This window comes from Streptomyces chlorus, from assembly GCF_042655885.1.
In the GTDB taxonomy this organism is placed as follows: Bacteria; Actinomycetota; Actinomycetes; order Streptomycetales; family Streptomycetaceae; genus Streptomyces; species Streptomyces chlorus.
On sequence record NZ_JBHSOA010000009.1, the window covers coordinates 180653 to 196247 of the forward strand.

10 protein-coding genes are annotated in these 15595 nt (G+C 72.6%); 6 read left to right on the plus strand and 4 right to left on the minus strand.

Annotated elements, in window-relative coordinates:
- The first annotated feature begins 299 nt into the window (after window positions 1–299).
- Window positions 300–2363, plus strand: coding sequence for a DNA helicase RecQ (gene recQ, locus ACFPZI_RS05205; protein ID WP_381358791.1), 2064 nt, complete (start codon window positions 300–302; stop codon window positions 2361–2363).
- A gap of 139 nt (window positions 2364–2502) precedes the next feature.
- On the opposite strand, the gene ACFPZI_RS05210 is transcribed toward recQ, so the two are convergent.
- Window positions 2503–3441: a M56 family metallopeptidase gene (locus tag ACFPZI_RS05210; RefSeq protein WP_381358794.1), complete on the minus strand. Its 939-nt coding sequence runs from the start codon at window positions 3439–3441 to the stop codon at window positions 2503–2505.
- A gap of 282 nt (window positions 3442–3723) precedes the next feature.
- On the minus strand, window positions 3724–4950 hold the full coding sequence (fahA, locus tag ACFPZI_RS05215) for a fumarylacetoacetase (protein WP_381358797.1): 1227 nt from the start codon (window positions 4948–4950) through the stop codon (window positions 3724–3726).
- A gap of 291 nt (window positions 4951–5241) precedes the next feature.
- Here fahA and ACFPZI_RS05220 point away from each other — a divergent pair, with 291 nt between their 5' ends.
- From ACFPZI_RS05220 to ACFPZI_RS05240, 5 genes are all read left to right on the plus strand, one after another.
- Window positions 5242–6591 carry a DegT/DnrJ/EryC1/StrS family aminotransferase gene (locus ACFPZI_RS05220; protein WP_381358798.1) on the plus strand — a complete coding sequence of 450 codons (1350 nt, stop codon included), beginning with the start codon at window positions 5242–5244 and terminating at the stop codon, window positions 6589–6591.
- Window positions 6584–9217 carry a lipopolysaccharide biosynthesis protein gene (locus ACFPZI_RS05225; protein ID WP_381358801.1) on the plus strand — a complete coding sequence of 878 codons (2634 nt, stop codon included), beginning with the start codon at window positions 6584–6586 and terminating at the stop codon, window positions 9215–9217. The genes ACFPZI_RS05220 and ACFPZI_RS05225 overlap by 8 nt, the downstream gene beginning before the upstream one ends.
- Before the next feature lie 212 nt (window positions 9218–9429).
- Entirely contained in the window at window positions 9430–11391 is a 1962-nt protein-coding gene (locus tag ACFPZI_RS05230) for a glycosyltransferase (RefSeq protein WP_381358804.1), read from the plus strand.
- On the plus strand, window positions 11388–11816 hold the full coding sequence (locus ACFPZI_RS05235) for a hypothetical protein (RefSeq protein WP_381358806.1): 429 nt from the start codon (window positions 11388–11390) through the stop codon (window positions 11814–11816). The genes ACFPZI_RS05230 and ACFPZI_RS05235 overlap by 4 nt, the downstream gene beginning before the upstream one ends.
- Window positions 11813–13114 carry a glycoside hydrolase family 26 protein gene (locus tag ACFPZI_RS05240; protein ID WP_381358809.1) on the plus strand — a complete coding sequence of 434 codons (1302 nt, stop codon included), beginning with the start codon at window positions 11813–11815 and terminating at the stop codon, window positions 13112–13114. Before ACFPZI_RS05235 ends, ACFPZI_RS05240 begins: the two co-directional genes overlap by 4 nt.
- 89 nt (window positions 13115–13203) lie before the next feature.
- Here the strand turns inward: ACFPZI_RS05240 and ACFPZI_RS05245 are convergent, their stop codons facing one another.
- Both ACFPZI_RS05245 and ACFPZI_RS05250 read right to left on the minus strand, forming a co-directional pair.
- A complete protein-coding gene (locus tag ACFPZI_RS05245; protein WP_381359504.1) occupies window positions 13204–13959 on the minus strand; it encodes a polysaccharide deacetylase family protein in 756 nt (251 codons plus the stop codon).
- Window positions 13960–14075: 116 nt separating this feature from the next.
- Complete coding sequence (locus tag ACFPZI_RS05250) at window positions 14076–15569, minus strand: glycosyltransferase family 2 protein (protein ID WP_381358812.1); 1494 nt, start codon at window positions 15567–15569, stop codon at window positions 14076–14078.
- Window positions 15570–15595 lie beyond the last annotated feature (26 nt).

Consider the following 15595-nt stretch of genomic DNA (forward strand, 5'->3'; position numbering starts at 1 on the left):
GCAGGGCGGCCCGGCACCCGCTCGGGGGGTGCCGGGCCGTTGCCGTGCTGGGTCGTGGCGGGGCGTGGTCGATCGCGGTTGTTCAGAGGGTGGTCGGCCCGTGAACGTCGGTGTGCAGATGTGATGGGTGCGGGGGCCTGTGGATACGTCCGGGGTGGCGGTCTGTGGACAACTCCGGGGATGTCGGTGGAGGCGCCTATCGTGGGCGCAGTGGTCGAGAGCGGCCGCAGTGGACGCGGCGGCCGCGAGTGGTCGTACGGGGGGGCGGGACGATGAGTGGGACGGACGGTAGTGGTGGGATGGCAGTGATGGAGAGCGAGGCGCTGGCGGCGCTGCACCGGGTGTTCGGATTCGACGCCTTCCGCGGTGAGCAGCAGGCGGTGATCGAGCATGTGATCGCGGGTGGGGACGCCGTGGTGCTCATGCCGACCGGTGGCGGCAAGTCGCTGTGCTACCAGATTCCGGCCCTGGTCAGACCGGGTACGGGAGTCGTCGTCTCGCCACTGATCGCGCTGATGCAGGACCAGGTGGACGCGCTGCGGGCGCTCGGTGTGCGCGCCGGGTTCATGAACTCCACACAGGACTTCGAGGAGCGGCGCGTCGTCGAGGCCGAGTTCCTCGCCGGCGAGCTGGACCTGCTGTATCTCGCGCCGGAGCGGCTGCGGCTGAACAGCTCGCTGGATCTGCTGTCGCGGGGGAAGATCTCCGTCTTCGCGATCGACGAGGCGCACTGCGTGTCCCAGTGGGGGCACGACTTCCGGCCGGACTATCTCTCCCTGTCGCTGCTCGGCGAGCGCTGGCCGGACGTGCCCCGGATCGCGCTCACCGCGACGGCCACGCACGCCACGCACCAGGAGATCACCGAGCGGCTGGCCATGCCGGATGCCCGGCACTTCGTGGCGAGCTTCGACCGGCCCAACATCCAGTACCGGATCGTGCCCAAGGCCGATCCCAAGAAGCAGCTGCTGAACTTCCTGCGGGAGGAGCACGCGGGCGACGCGGGCATCGTCTACTGCCTCTCCCGCAACTCCGTGGAGAAGACCGCCGAGTTCCTCAGCCGCAACGGCGTCGAGGCGGTGCCGTACCACGCGGGACTGGACGCGGGGACGCGTGCCGCGCACCAGTCCCGCTTCCTGCGGGAGGACGGCCTGGTCGTGGTGGCGACCATCGCTTTCGGCATGGGCATCGACAAGCCGGACGTCCGGTTCGTCGCCCACCTCGACCTGCCCAAGTCCGTCGAGGGCTACTACCAGGAGACGGGCCGTGCGGGGCGCGACGGGCTGCCGTCCACGGCCTGGATGGCGTACGGGCTCAACGACGTCATCCAGCAGCGCAAGCTGATCCAGTCCGGTGAGGGCGACGAGGCCTTCCGGCGCCGGGCCGGCCAGCATCTGGACGCGATGCTCGCCCTGTGCGAGACGGTCCGGTGCCGGCGCGGGCAGCTCCTGGCCTACTTCGGCCAGGACAACCCCGACCCGGCGGGCTGCGGCAACTGCGACTCCTGCCTCACCCCGCCGGAGACGTGGGACGGAACCGTCGCGGCCCAGAAGGTGCTGTCGACGGTGGTCCGGCTGCAGCGGGAGCGCGGGCAGAAGTTCGGCGCGGTGCAGATCGTGGACATCCTGCTGGGCAAGCGCACGGCCAAGGTCATCCAGTTCGACCATGACCAGCTCTCCGTGTTCGGGATCGGTGACGATCTGGAAGAGGGCGAATGGCGGGGCGTCGTCCGGCAGGTGCTGGCCCAGGGGCTGCTCGCGGTCGAGGGGGACTACGGCACGCTGGTGCTGACCGAGGCCAGCGGGACCGTGCTGCGGCGCGAGCGGGAGGTGCCGCTGCGCAAGGAGCCGAAGAAGCCGGTGACCTCCCGGTCGGGAGCCTTGGGCTCGGGGAAGGGCAAGGCCAAGGCCGCGGCGGCCGAGCTGCCCGAGGAACTCCTGCCGGCCTTCGAGGCGCTGCGCGCCTGGCGTGCCGAACAGGCCCGCGAGCAGGGCGTCCCCGCGTACGTCATCTTCCATGACGCCACGCTCCGCGAGATCGCCACGGCCTGGCCCGGCTCGGTCGCCGAGCTCGGTGGGATCAGCGGAGTGGGCGAGAAGAAGCTCGCGACGTACGGGGAGGGCGTGGTGGGGGTGCTCAGGGGGCTGGGCGGGCCGCAGGGCGGACCAGAGGCAGAGACAGAGGCACAGGCACAGGCAGGCGCGCAGGACGGGGCAGAGGCCGGGACGCGGGACCCGGCTCAGGCGGCGGGGCCCGACGCGGCCCGTACCGACGCCGGGCGGATCGGTCGAGATCCCGCCGGTCCCGTGTCCGACCACGACTGGCCCGAGATGGACGCCGAGCCGGAGCCCGAGGACTGGATGTAGCCGTCAGCCGTCAGCCGTCAGCCGTTGGTCCTCGGCCGTCAGCTGTCCGGCCCCGGGCGGGCCGTGGTCAGTGCCTCGCCCGGCCGGGTGGCCGGGTGGGTGCCTGATGGGCGGTGCCGTGCGGGGATCGCGTACCGGGTCACGGCAGGGCGGTGAGGCCCGGGGCGAAAGTGATCAGGAGGGGGAGGAGAGGGATCAGGGCCGCCGCTGTCGTCGTCAGGGCGCGGTCGCGGCGGCCGAGGCGGGGTGAGGGCTTCAGGAGGCGGTCGACGCGCTCGCCGAGCAGGCGGTGGCTGGAGGCGCAGGACAGGACGCCTCGGTGCTGGTTGAGCTCGATCAGTGCCAGTGCCGTGGTCAGGTGACCGCAGCGGCGGGAGGCCGTGTCGTCGGCGGCCAGTTCGACCAGGCGGTGGGTCTGGTCGCGGAAGTGGGCGAAGAGCGGGACATGGGGGAAGCCGGTGGCCAGGGCGGTGGAGAGGTGCAGCAGCCAGTTGTGGTGGGCGCGGGCGTGGCCGCGTTCGTGGGTGAGGACGGCGTCGATCTGATGGTCGGTGAGGCGGCGCAGGGCACCGGTGGTGACGATCAGCTGGGGCGGGCTGCCCGGCATCCACCAGGCGTCCGGGTACTCGTCCTCGAGGACCAGCAGGGGGCCGTGGGCCGCGGGGAGACCGGCGGGCAGGTCGGGGGCGCGCTCCAGCAGATGTGCTCGTGCCTGGGCCCGGCGCCGGCGGGCGTCGACCAGTTCACGTCCGAGCATGGCCGTGGTCCAGGCCGCGCCGCAGGCCAGGAGCACGGTGAGGGCGGCCGCCCAAGACGGGGCGGCGGACAGGTCGTACGCCGCGGTCACAGCGGGCGGGGCCGGGGCGAAGAGCTGGGCGCGGACCGTGCCGAAGACGGCCGCGGCGGCCAGGGCCAGGGCGGCCACGCAGCACAACAGGACCGTGGCGACCAGACACTGCCAGACCCACAGGGCGACCACCGGCTCCCGCTCCGGCCACTTCGCCCGGGTCAGCACCCGAGGGACGGGCCCGGCGGCCGTCACGGCGACAACGCTCAGCAGGAGCAGGCAGAGGGTCATGCCACGGGCTCCGGATCCTGTCGGAAGAGGGCGGCTTCGGACGTGCGTGCGGGACGTGCGTGCGGTGCGGGCCTTGCATGACGTGCGGAGGGCATGAGGCGTGTGCCGCGTGCCGCGTACGTGCGGGGTACGTGTGGTGCGGGAGCCGCACACCGCCCGACGCCAAGTAAGTATGACGGCGAAGGGCGGTGCGAGGCAGGGGCCGACGTAGATCGGACGGCTTCGCCGACGTAGCCCGCGGGGCCGTCCCGCGGAGCCGACGCACGGGGCCGTCCCGCTGGGTCAGCCCGTGGGGTCAGCCCGCGGGGTCACCCGTCCCGTGACCTCGCCGAGGCCGACGCGGACTCCGCCCGGCCCCGGGGCCCAGGCCGACAGGGTCACCACATCGCCGTCCTCCAGGAAGGTCCGCTTGCCGTCGGGGAGCTCGAGGGCGTCGCGACCGTTCCAGGTCAGTTCCAACAGGGACCCGCGCTGCCCCTCGGCGGGCCCGCTCACCGTGCCGGAGCCGTAGAGGTCGCCGGTGCGCAGGGAGGCGCCGTTCACGGTCATGTGGGCGAGCTGCTGGGCGGCCGTCCAGTACATCGTGGAGAAGGGAGGTTCGGAGACGACGTGCCCGTTGACGGCCACGGAGATCCGCAGGTCGTAACCGCCGGGTTCCTCGTCCGTGTCGTCCAGGTACGGCAGCAGCGCGTGGGTGCGCTCCGGCGGCGCCACCCGGGCCTCTTCCAGGGCGTCCAGTGGGGTGATCCAGGCCGACACCGAGGTGGCGAAGGACTTGCCGAGGAACGGGCCGAGGGGGACGTACTCCCAGGCCTGGACATCGCGTGCGGACCAGTCGTTGAGGAGGCAGAGGCCGAAGACGTGGTCGCGGAAGTCGCCGAGCGGCACCGGCCGGCCCAGCTCGGACGGCGCCCCGACCACGAAGCCGACCTCGGCCTCGATGTCCAGCCGCACCGACGGGCCGAAGACCGGGGCGGGATCGGTGGGCGCCTTGCGTTGCCCCGAGGGGCGTACGACGTCGGTGCCGGACACCAGCACCGTGCCGGAGCGGCCGTGGTAGCCGATCGGCAGGTGCTTCCAGTTCGGGGTGAGGGAGTCGGCGGCGTCCGGGCGGAAGATCCGGCCGACGTTCCGGGCGTGGTTCTCGGAGGCGTAGAAGTCGACGTAGTCCGCGACCTCGAAGGGGAGGTGCAGGGTCACCGAAGACAGCGGGTGGAACAGCGGCTCGACGGTCTCCCGGTGCGCCGGCACGGTCACCCAGGCCGTGAGGGCGCGCCGGACGTCCGACCAGGCCGTACGGCCCGCCGCCAGCAGCGGGTTGAGGGTCGGGCGGGCGAGCAGGGAGGCGTAAGGGGAGCCCAGGGCGTGTGCGGCCGCGCCGGCGTCGAGGACGTGGTCGCCGAGCCGGACGCCCACCCTCTGCTCCGACGAGCCGGGGGGCGAGAACACGCCGTACGGCAGATTGTGCGGGCCGAAGGGATCGCCCTCGGGGACATCGAAGGGGGGCATCGGGTGCTGCCTCGCTTTCGTGTGCGCAGGTGCTCCACGTGTCCGTGGCGTGCCACACGTTACGGGTGTCGCGATGGTCTTGGGCAGAGGCGGAAGGGCGGGTCCGGGGCGCGGGAGGCGTGGCGTGCGCGTCCGGGACGGCATGACGCGTGCGCTGCTCCCCCTTGCGTACCGGAAGTTGTCCACAGGGCGGATACGCAATCTTGACGGAGCGGTGCGAACGGGGCGACTCTGGGCGGGTGCCGGAAGGCCTCGGGGAGGGGGCGTTCCGATGGCACAACAGGGGGACGGATGGCCATTGGGGAGGCCGGCCCGGGATCGGCGCGTTCGGGCATGCAGCCGAAGAGGCTGGAAGATGCCATGCGCGGCCGGCTCGGCCGGGAATGTGTGTATGTGCCGTCGTGCAGGTTCGGGCTGTTCGTGGCGCTGCGCCACTGGTGCCCGCCGGGCGGCAGGGTGCTGATGTCGCCGGTCAACGACGACGTCATCTTCTTCGTGGTGCTCGCGGCGGGCCTGCGCCCGGTGCAGGCGCCGCTCAACCCGTTCGACGCGTCCATCGACATCGACGCGGTGCCGGACGAGACATGGGGCTCGCTGTCCGCCGTACTGACCACGAACCTGTACGGCAACCCGGATCCGGCACCCGAACTGCGGGCCCGCTGCGATGCGTTGGGCATCCCGTTGTTCGAGGACGGGGCGCACGCCATCGGCAGCGAGGTCGGCGGCCGGCCGGTCGGGGCATGGGGAGACGCCTCCGTTTTCAGCCTTTCCAAGCATGTCGGCGCCCAGACGGGGGGCATCCTCGCGCTGGCCGATCCGGACCGGAGCACAGCGGTGCGTGAGGCCTGCGCCGAACTGCTCACCCCACGGCGCATGACGTCCGAACTCGCCTACGCGGTACGGCCGTACGCCGAGGCCGCCGTACGGCGGCTGGGGCTGCGCCGGGCCGCCTGGGCCACGATGGAGCTGCTGGGGCTGACGGAGCGCGAGGGGATCCGGATGCCGCTGCGTCCGGACGCGCTGGCCGGCGCCGTGCGCTCCGCGCCGGACCTGGTCGCGCACGACCCCTGGGTGCGGGTCGACATGCACGAATACCGGCGGGAGCCGGGCCCCGTACGGTTGCGCCGCGTTCACCGCAGTCTCGGGCGGCTGGACGACGTCTTACGGGCCTCACGGGCGGGCACGGAGCTGCTGCTGTCGACGCCGTGGGCCCGGCCGCCGGCGGACGGCGCGGTGCAACCGCTGTTCCGGGTGCCCTTGCTGGTGGCGGACCGGGACGCGGCGATCGCGGCACTGGCCCGGCGCCGCATCGTGGTCGGCTACCTCTACGACCCGCCCCTGGACGACTATGCGGGAGCGGCGTTCACGGACCCGTCGTCCGCCCCCGGGAATGCCCGCTGGTTCGCGCGGCACGCGCTGCCGGTGGACCCGCTGCGGGCGCGTGAGGCGGCAGAGGCGCTGGAGCGGTCCGGGGCACAGCCGGCCGAGCCACCGGAGCCACCGTCAAAGGCACCGGAGCCGTCGGAGGCCGCGCAGGGGTCACAGGAGTCAGGGGCTTGTGAGGCGCCGGACGGACCGACGGGGCAAGGCACCGGACGGTCGGGGACCGCGGCGAGAGGGCTGGGGCCGCCTCGTGGCTGAGATCCAGGTGCACGAGCCCGCCGCGGTGCGCACGGGCGGCGGCGGACCCGAACCTGCCGACGACAAACACGGCTCCGACAGCTCCGACTCGCTTTTCAAGAACGCCTACTTCCTGATGCTCAGCACCGGCGTGTCCGCCGTCCTCGGGCTGGGCTTCTGGCTCGTGGCCGCGCGCTACTACTCCGAGGACGCGGTCGGCCAGGGCTCCGCGGCCATCGCCGCGATGCGGCTGCTCGCCAGTATCACCGCGACCACGATGATCGGCGCGGTGGTCCGCTTCGTGCCGCGCGCCGGGCGCGAGACCGGGCGCCTTGTGTGGGGCGTGTACGGGGCGAGTTCGCTGGTCGTCGCGCTGGCCGCGGGTGTCTTCCTGCTCACGCTCGACCTGTGGGGCGCGTCGTACGAGCCCCTCGGCACACCGCTGGCGGGCGCGCTGTTCGTCGCGGCGTGCGTGGCGTGGGCACTGCTCACCCTGCAGGACGGGGTGCTCACGGGCCTGCGCAGGACCGCCTGGGTGCCCGTCGGGAACGCCGTCTTCTCCACCGGGAAGCTGGTCCTGCTGGCCGTCTTCGCGAGCGCGCTGCCCGTGCTGGGCATCTTCGTGTCCTGGGCCGTCGCGATCGCGTTCTCCACGCTGCCGCTCGGCTGGCTGATCTTCCGTCGGCTCATCCCGCGCCAGGCCGCCGCCGACCGCGACCGGGAACCGCCCAGGATCCGCGACATGGGCCGGTTCCTCGCCGGTGACTCGCTCGGCGCGCTGTTCAGCCTGACGATGATCAATCTCCTGCCGGTGATGGTCGCGGTCCGCTTCAGCGCCGCCGAGAACGGCTATTTCTACGTGGCGTACACCGTCGGCGGAACCATGGAGTTCATGGCCATCAACATGGCCGCGTCGCTCACCGCCCACGCCTCGCACGACCCGCGCCGGCTCGCGGACGGGGTCCGCGGGGCGCTGCGCCGGATGACGCTGCTCCTGGTGCCGGTCGTGCTGGTGCTGGTGGTGTTCGCGCCGCTGATCCTCACGCCGTTCAGCGCGGACTACGCCGAGCACGGCTCGATGGTGCTGCGGCTGCTCGCGCTCGGGGCGCTGCCCCGGGTGGTCGTGGAGCTGTACATCGGGGTGCTGCGGGTGCAGGGGCGCACCGGTGTGCTCGCCGTGCTCCAAGGGGCCATGTGCGTACTGGTACTGGGCGGCGCGGCCGTGCTGTTCACCCCGGCGGGCATCGCGGGCGCCGGGTGGGCGGTGCTGATCGGCATGACGGTGGTCGCCGTCGTCTCGGTGTTCGGCCTGCGCTCGGCGCTGCGCGATACGCGCGACGGGCACGGTGGGCTCGTCGACCGGACGGGCGGGGCCGGCGGCAAGGACGGTACGACGAGCGGGACGGGACGGACGGGGAGCGCCTCCGCCGGTCCCGCGTACGGCACGCGCTGGGCGCAGCTGAACGCCACCGCCGGGTACGGCACGGGCTGGGGCCGCCGGGCCCCGTACGAGGACGGGGGCCGGGGACAGGACGACGCGGACACCGTCACGCTGTTCATCGGCCGCCCCGGTTACGAACGGGAGGCCCTCCAGGCGGACACGATGGCGTTCATCGTCCGGCCCCGCCCCACGGACGTGGGCCCCGGGCCGGACGTGGGCCTGGACGGGGAATCGGAGCCGGTTACGGACGCGGGTGCCGGGCCGAGCGCCGAGCCCGGGGAGCACCCGGGCGCCGAGGCGCACGAGCGCGAGGCCGAGGGCGATCCGGCGGCCGGCGCTCACGCGGGGCACACTTCACGGAACGCGCACGCACCGGTCCGGGACGAGACACCGCACGAGCGCGGCGAGCGCGATGAGCAGGACGGACGGGGTGGAGAGGACGAGGGCCGGGACGGCGCGGGTGCCGCCGGCCGGCCCGGCCGGTCCGCCGAAGCGTCCGTGAGCACGGCCGGCCGTGTCACCCCGTCGCCGGCCGGCGGCGGGTCCGACCGACGGCTGCGGGACATCCTCTGGGGGTTGCTCGGACTCGCCACCGTCGCCTTCTGGGCGTCGACACGCCCGCTGCACCGGCTCGGCGGACCGGCGCCGGAGGAACAGGGTGAACTGACGGGGCGGCAGTTGCTGGAAGGGCTGCCGCTCGTGGCGCTCGCGGCGGGCGGAGTGCTGCTCCTGGTCTTCGTCGCCGCGGTGACGCTGTGCACGGCACCCGACCCCTGGCTCCCCGGCACCGCGCTGGGTTCGGCCCTGCTCGCCCTGTACGCCGCACCGGTCGCGCTCGGCTGGGAACCATCGCCGGTGGGCGGTGCGTGGTACGTCCGGACAGCCGAATTCCTCGCGGACGCGGTGGGAACCGACGGGCCGGAGCCGCTGCTGCGCTGGACGCCGTCGGTGTGCCAGGTGCTGTGCCTCGGCGCGCTGTGGCTGCTGCTCGAGCGGGTGGGCGGTGACCGGCTGTCCTGGGCGGGGTGCTGGGGGGCGCTGTATCTCGTCGCCGTGGCCGGCTGGGTGTGGCGGGACGCGCTCGCCCCCGTGTCACCGCCGCTGCTCGCCGCCCTGCTTCTGCTGCTGCTCCTTCTCCGACTTCCGCCGCTCCGCCGTGCCGTCCCGGCGTCGTGGTTGCCCGACCACAGACAACCGAACGGCTGAACCAGCGAACGAATCAAGCTTTGGAGCCGAACCGCCAGGGGGCAACCACCGTGCGTCCGCCAGCCACTCCACGCGAGAGATCCGCGTCCGAGCCCGCACCAGAGAGCACATCGGCGCCCGTCACCCCTGCGGGCACCCGTAGGGAACCGCCTTCGCGGACCGAGTCGCGGACCCGTCCCTCCTCGGAGTCGTCGACCCCGGTCCATGAACCCGTGACGGATCTTTCCGACCTGCCGCCCCTCTGGTCCGCACGCCACGCCCTCGCGCTCTGGCCCGCCCTGCCGCTGCTCGCGGCGCTCGCACTGTGGCTGTACGCGGTACGGCACACCGATGTGTCGCAGCTCGACGACTACGGCCTGGTCACCGCGCTCCACCCGAGCTTCTGGGCCGGCCTCGTCGTCCTCACCACCGGCTTCTGGTTCACGGTCCGAGACCGCCGCCGGCCCGGCGGCTGGCCGGCGGCGTACGTGCTCGGTCTGCTGGTGATGGAGCGGGCCACACAGGCCGTGCTCTACCCGACCCCGCTGTACGCCTGGGCGTGGAAGCACGACGGTGTCATCGACCACCTGCTGACCGCGGGCGGGCTCCAGACCGCCGACCGGATCGGTGACATGGCGGTCTACGACCAGTGGCCGGGCTTCTTCGCCGCGCAGGCGGCGCTGGTGCGGCTGCTGGGCGTGGATTCGGCTGCGATGTACATGGCGTGGTGGCCGCTGGCGTCCAGCCTGCTGCTGCTGTTCCCGCTGCTGCTGATCTACCGCACCTTCACCGAGGACCGACGGCTGGTCTGGACCGCGGTCTGGCTCTTCTTCGTCGCCGACTGGGTGGGCCAGGACTACTTCTCCCCGCAGTCCGTCGCTTTCGCGCTGCACCTCGGAGTGCTGGCCGTGGTACTGCGCCGGTACGGCCGTTTGGGCGCGGGCAGCGGGCGGCGGGGGCAGGCGCTCTGGACCGTCGTGCTCACCGTGCTGGTGATGGCGATCGTCATCTCGCACCAGCTCACCCCGGCCATGCTGGTCGTGTCGCTGCTCGCGCTGGTCCTGCTCCGCCGCCACCGGGACTGGGTGCCGGTGGCCACCACGGTCGTCATCTTCCTGGCCTGGTGCGTGACGGCCGCGCTGCCCTTCCTGTCCGCCGCGATGCCGGACATGATCCGCGCCGTGGGCGACGTCGGCGGCAACGTCGAGGCGGGGTACGGCGCCACCCCGACCGGCGCCGGCGCGATCGCGACCTCGTGGGCGGCCAGGCTGCTCTCGGGCTCCGTTCTGCTGCTGGCGGCGGTCGGGGTCTGGCGGCAGCCCGTACTGCGGTACCGCGCGATGCCGCTGCTGGTGATCACGGCGGCACCGCTGCCGATGTTCGTCGCGAGCAGCTACGGCAGCGAGATGATCTTCCGAGTCCTGATGTTCATGCTGCCCGGTGTCGCCTTCTTCGCCGCCGCCGCACTGTTGCCCAAGGCGCGCACCCTCGCCGCCGCGGAGGCGGCGGCGGAGGCCAGGGCCCGCCGGAAGGCCGGAATGCCCGGTGGGGCGCGCGGTGGCGAGGCCCGCAGCGACGTCCACGCGCACGGTGAGGCCGAGCCACCCGCGCGCCGCGGCATCGGCGCCCGGCTGCGCACCGGCTTCGGCATCCGGGTCTGGGGCCCGCTGCTCGTGCTGCTCGCCGGGACCCTGGCGTTCGTCCCGAGCTACTCGGGCAAGGACCGGATCAACTACTTCCCGCCGCAGGAGGTGGCCCTGGTGGGGCAGCTCTTCGACGAGGCGCCCGAGGGCTCGCTGGTCGTCGCCGCCAACCGCAACTACCCGCTCGCCTATGCCTCGTACGGAAGCATCGACCACTACTGGTTCCTCGAGGACGACCGGAGCCATGTCGACGAGATCGTGCGGGACCCGGCCGGCACCCTCGCCACCGACATGGCGGGAGTGGATCGCCCGAGCCGGGCCTACTTCCTCTTCACTCAGGGCCAGTTGGCGAACTCCGAAATGAACGGGCAGCTCACCGGTGCCCAGTTGAACAGCGTCCTGGAGTCCGTCGCCGCGTCGCCGCGGTTCCGGCTGGTGACGGAGAACAGCGCGGGGGCGGTCTACGAACTGAGGCAACCGGAGGAAGCAGAGGGGCCAGAGAGGTCAGAGGAAATAGAGGGGACAGAGGGAGAAGGGGGAGGGGAGCGATGACACCGCAGGATCTGGTGATCCGGATGCTCCCGCCGTTCGCCGGCTGGCTGGCGCTCGCCGCGCTCGCCCTGCCCGGCGGTTCGCCGCTGCGCGGGGCGGCCGTCGTCTTCTTCCTGGCGGCGGGGCCGGGCACGGCCCTGGTCGGCCTCTGCGGTCCCGCACTGCGCGTACGGTCCGCACGGAGTCCCGTCGAGCGGCGCGACCCCGTTTTTGTCCGCCATTCCGACCTGCTGGAACGGATGATGCTGGCCGTCTTCGTCAGCATCGCCGCGGTGATGATCGTCGCGACGGTGCTGATCGCCACGCACACCTTCAGCGCCCAGCGGGTGCTGGTGGCCCTGACCCTGCTGACCACGCTCGCCGCGTTCTGCCCGCGGCTGCGTGCCTCCCCGCCGTCGAGGACACGGAAGGGTTCCCTCCTGTGAGGCTCGCTCGCCCTCTTCGCCGTATCACCGCTGTCCTGCGCGGTGTTCGACCAGGGACCGGCCCGACCACCGGCCCTCCTGCGGGCCGCCCGACCAGCGGCCCGACCACCGGCCCTCCTGCCGGCCCCGAATCCCGCACAGGCACCGGCGGCACAGGCACCGGCGGCGCAGGAACCGGCGGCGCAGGAACCGGCGGCGCAGGAACCGGCGGCGCAGGAACCGGTCAGCACCGCAGGCCGAAGGCGGGGCGGCCGGCCGCGAGCCGCCGTCGGACGCTGATCACCTCGGCCGCGGTCGTCTGCGCGGTACTGGTCGCCGTACTCGCGCTGCGGAACGTCTCGGAGCCCTCCGGGGCGGACGAGGAGTGCCGGCCCACGGAACTGCTCGAACCACCGTGCGGCGCCTGGTTCGGAGCCTTCGTGCCGCACGAACGGGTCAACCTGGAGGAGAAGGTGAAGGCCTACGAGGAGAAGGTGGGCCGCAAGCTCGACATCGTCTACACGTACCACGACATGTCCCTGCCCAAAGGAAACCGCAGGGAAGGGCAGTTGCTGAGCCCGGAGGAGCGACGGGTCGGTGAGGACCGCATGTTGCTGCTGTCCTGGGAGAGCAAGTGGTGGGGCGGCACGAAGGGGCAGCAGCCGAGGTGGGCGGAGATAGCAGCCGGTGACCTGGACACGACCGTGATCGACGTCCAGGCGCAGCGCATCAAGGACTACGGGCAGCGCACGGGGAAGAAGGTCTTCCTCTCCTTCGACCTCGAAATGGACACGCGCACCCCGGCCAACGGCACCCCGGCCCAGTACGTGCAGGCGTACCGGCACATCCACGACCGGTTTCGGGAACTCGGCGTGGACAACGTGGTGTGGACCTGGATCATCACCGGCTACCTGAGCCACGGGGACCTGTTCAAGGGCATGTATCCGGGGGACGAGTACGTCGACTGGATCGGCTACAACCAGTACAACTACTACCGCTGCCACAAGACGGAGTGGCTGACCTTCGAACAGACCCAGACGGCCACGCACGAGTGGATACGTAAGAACATCTCCGCCGACAAGCCGCTGATGCTCTCCGAGTTCGGCAGCGCGGTCGACTCCACCCGGCCGCAGCGGCAGGCCGAGTGGTACGCACAGGTGCCGCCCGTGCTGAAAGGGCTGGAGGGAGTCAAGGCCGCGCTCCAGTGGAACTACCGTGACCCCGGGCCGCACTGCAACCTGGCCGTGGCCAACGAGGCGGCGTGGGAGAGCCTGCGCGAGGTGGCGGCCGACCCGTATCTGCACCAGCCGACGAAGTGACCGGGCGGGCGACCGCGACCGCCCGCCCACTCGATCCGTTCAGCCTGCCGAGTCAGCCTGCCGAGTCAGCTCGCGAGCCGGCCGGTGAGTCAGCCCGCGAACTCCGGTCCACGGACCGCCGCCCGGGTGTGCCGGTACCAGCGCCAGGCGATCGTCTTCGGGCCGTCGCGGTAGGGGGCGACGCGGGCGCCGTTGCCCGCCAGCCAGGCCCTGACGTCGGCGACGGTGTGGCTGCGGCGGACGATGAGCCGGGCGATGCGGTAGCGCTCGTCCCGGTCCGAGCTCAGCGCGTGCCGCACCGCGGTCGCCGTCTCGTACCCGGCGCGGGACGCCATGGCCCTCACCCGGGGGCTGTTGTAGCCGTGCGGGTAGGCGAGATGAGGGACCGGATGGCCGAGGGTGTCCTCCAACACAGCTTTGGAATCGAATAGTTCGGCGCGCAGTTGCTTCCCGGTCAGCGTGTCCAGCTGGGCGTGGCTGACCGTATGGCTGCCGATCTCCATGCCGGAACGCTCCAGCTCCGTCACCCGGTCCAGGGTCATCATCGGCGCCGGCGGAAGCAGGCTGCGGCCGCCCGGGGTGATGGCGCCGGTGGTGAGGTACGCGGTGGCCGGCAGGGAGCGTCGGGCCAGGAGGTCGGCGGTGGGGCCGGGCAGGTCCGCGAAGCCGTCGTCGAAGGTGAGGAGCACCGGCCGGGGCGGAAGGGGCGCCCGCCCGGTGAGACGGCCGGCGAGGGTGCTGATGGTGACGGGGGTGCGGCCGCTGTCCTCGATGGCGTCTAGATGCGCCGCGAACTCCTTTGGCGTGACGGTGAACTCGGCGATCCAGTCGGGCGGGTCGTCCATCACGGCGTGGTAGAGGAACACCGGGATGGCCGGACGCTTCGCGGCCTCCCCGCCGCCCAGGTCACCCGATCCGTTCCGGGCTCTTCGCACCGCCGGGTCCGGCGAGGACGACGCCGTCATCGCGCACCCCCGGCCGTCCGGCCGCCGGGGGACGCCTTCCCCGTCGTACCGCCCGCCGCCCGCCGGGCCCGCAGATAGCCGACGGGGCCGTACAGCATCCCCTTGCGCTGCAACCGTGAGAGGCGGCGCGGCCAGGGATGGGTGGTGCGGGTGTCGTGGTTGCCCGGAACGGCCGAGCCGGCCCCGGTGTGCCCGGTGTCCCCGGTCTCCCGTACGGCGGTGAGGCCGCGGGCGTGGGACAGGCCGCGGGGCAGCCGGGCGAGGAACGCGGGCAGCAGCGCGGGCCGGTTGACCAGGATCGCCGTGAGGTAGGCGGTGAGGCCGGCGCCGTAGCCGAACGCCTGGGTCTCCAGATCGGCCCAGGTCTCCCGGTGGTGGTGCCACACCAACGCCCGGGGCGTGTAGCGGAGCCTGTGTCCCTGGGCGAGGACCCGGACGAACCCGTACAGGTCGTCGCCGCCCCGGGCGGGCGTCCCGGCGCCGGTGGCCGGGTCGAAACCGCCGACCGCGCGCAGCACCTCCGTACGGAACGCCATGTTCGCCCCGGAGCCGAACCGGCCCGCGGTGAAGGGGAACAGCGGTTCGTCGCGGGGCGGGTTCCGCGGGTCGTACGTCGTCGGTGTGAACCCCTTCGCGAAGCCGCCGTGGCTCTCCAGCAGGACCTGGGCCGGGGTGCGCAGCCGGGCGGGGAGGATCAGGCCGGTGGCACAGCCGAGTTCCGGGTCGGCGGCGAAGGGCGCGGTCAGCTCGATGAGCCAGCGGGCGTCGGCGACGACATCGTCGTCGGTGAACGCGATCACCTCGCCCAGGACGTGGGCGAGTCCGGTGTTGTGCGCGGTCGCGAGTCCGGGGACCGGCTCGCGCACGTACCGCACGCGCTCCCCGTACTTCCGCTGCACCAGGTCGCGTGTCTCGTCCGTCACGGGCGTGTTGTCGATGACGACGATCTCGAAGTGCGGATGGTCCTGTGCGAGGAGCGAGTCGAGGGCGCGGGCGAGTTGTCCGGCCCGCTCCCGGGTGGCCACGACGACCGAGGTGAAGGGCGGCGGCGGCCCGGCGGTCTCCACGGCTGCCTCCGCCGTGTCGTGCCCTTGCTCTTGCCCTTGCGCCTGCGCCTGTGCCTGCGCCTGTGCCTGCGCCTGTGCCTGCGCCTGTGCCTGTGCCTGCGCCTGTGCCTGCGCCTGTGCCTGCGCCTGTGCCTGTGCCTGCGTCTGCGCCTGTGCCTGCGTCTGCCGTGCGAGCGCCTGCCGTGCGAGCGCGGCCAGGACCGTCGTCGGATCGGCCCCCTCCGGGACCCTTCCCAGCAGTGTGCCCACCGGCAGGCCGTCTCTCCTGACCAGCAGGAACACCTCGCCGTGCGTCACCGGCGGACTGCCCGGACCGGGTCTCAGGGCGGTTTCCTCACCGCTCAGGTCCAGTTCGGCGACCTGAACCGCGCCGATGTCCAGGAACCGCCGTATCTCCTCCTGCGTACGTGCTGTGCGGGACATGGGCCCTCCCCCTCCCCTCCTCACGA

Coding starts and splice junctions, on each gene's coding strand:
- ACFPZI_RS05250 (WP_381358812.1), bottom strand. CDS start 15,569: ATGTCCCGCACAGCACGTACGCAGGAGGAGATACGGCGGTTCCTGGAC.
- ACFPZI_RS05220 (WP_381358798.1), top strand. CDS start 5,242: ATGGCCATTGGGGAGGCCGGCCCGGGATCGGCGCGTTCGGGCATGCAG.
- fahA (WP_381358797.1), bottom strand. CDS start 4,950: ATGCCCCCCTTCGATGTCCCCGAGGGCGATCCCTTCGGCCCGCACAAT.
- ACFPZI_RS05245 (WP_381359504.1), bottom strand. CDS start 13,959: ATGGACGACCCGCCCGACTGGATCGCCGAGTTCACCGTCACGCCAAAG.
- ACFPZI_RS05210 (WP_381358794.1), bottom strand. CDS start 3,441: ATGACCCTCTGCCTGCTCCTGCTGAGCGTTGTCGCCGTGACGGCCGCC.
- ACFPZI_RS05235 (WP_381358806.1), top strand. CDS start 11,388: ATGACACCGCAGGATCTGGTGATCCGGATGCTCCCGCCGTTCGCCGGC.
- recQ (WP_381358791.1), top strand. CDS start 300: ATGGCAGTGATGGAGAGCGAGGCGCTGGCGGCGCTGCACCGGGTGTTC.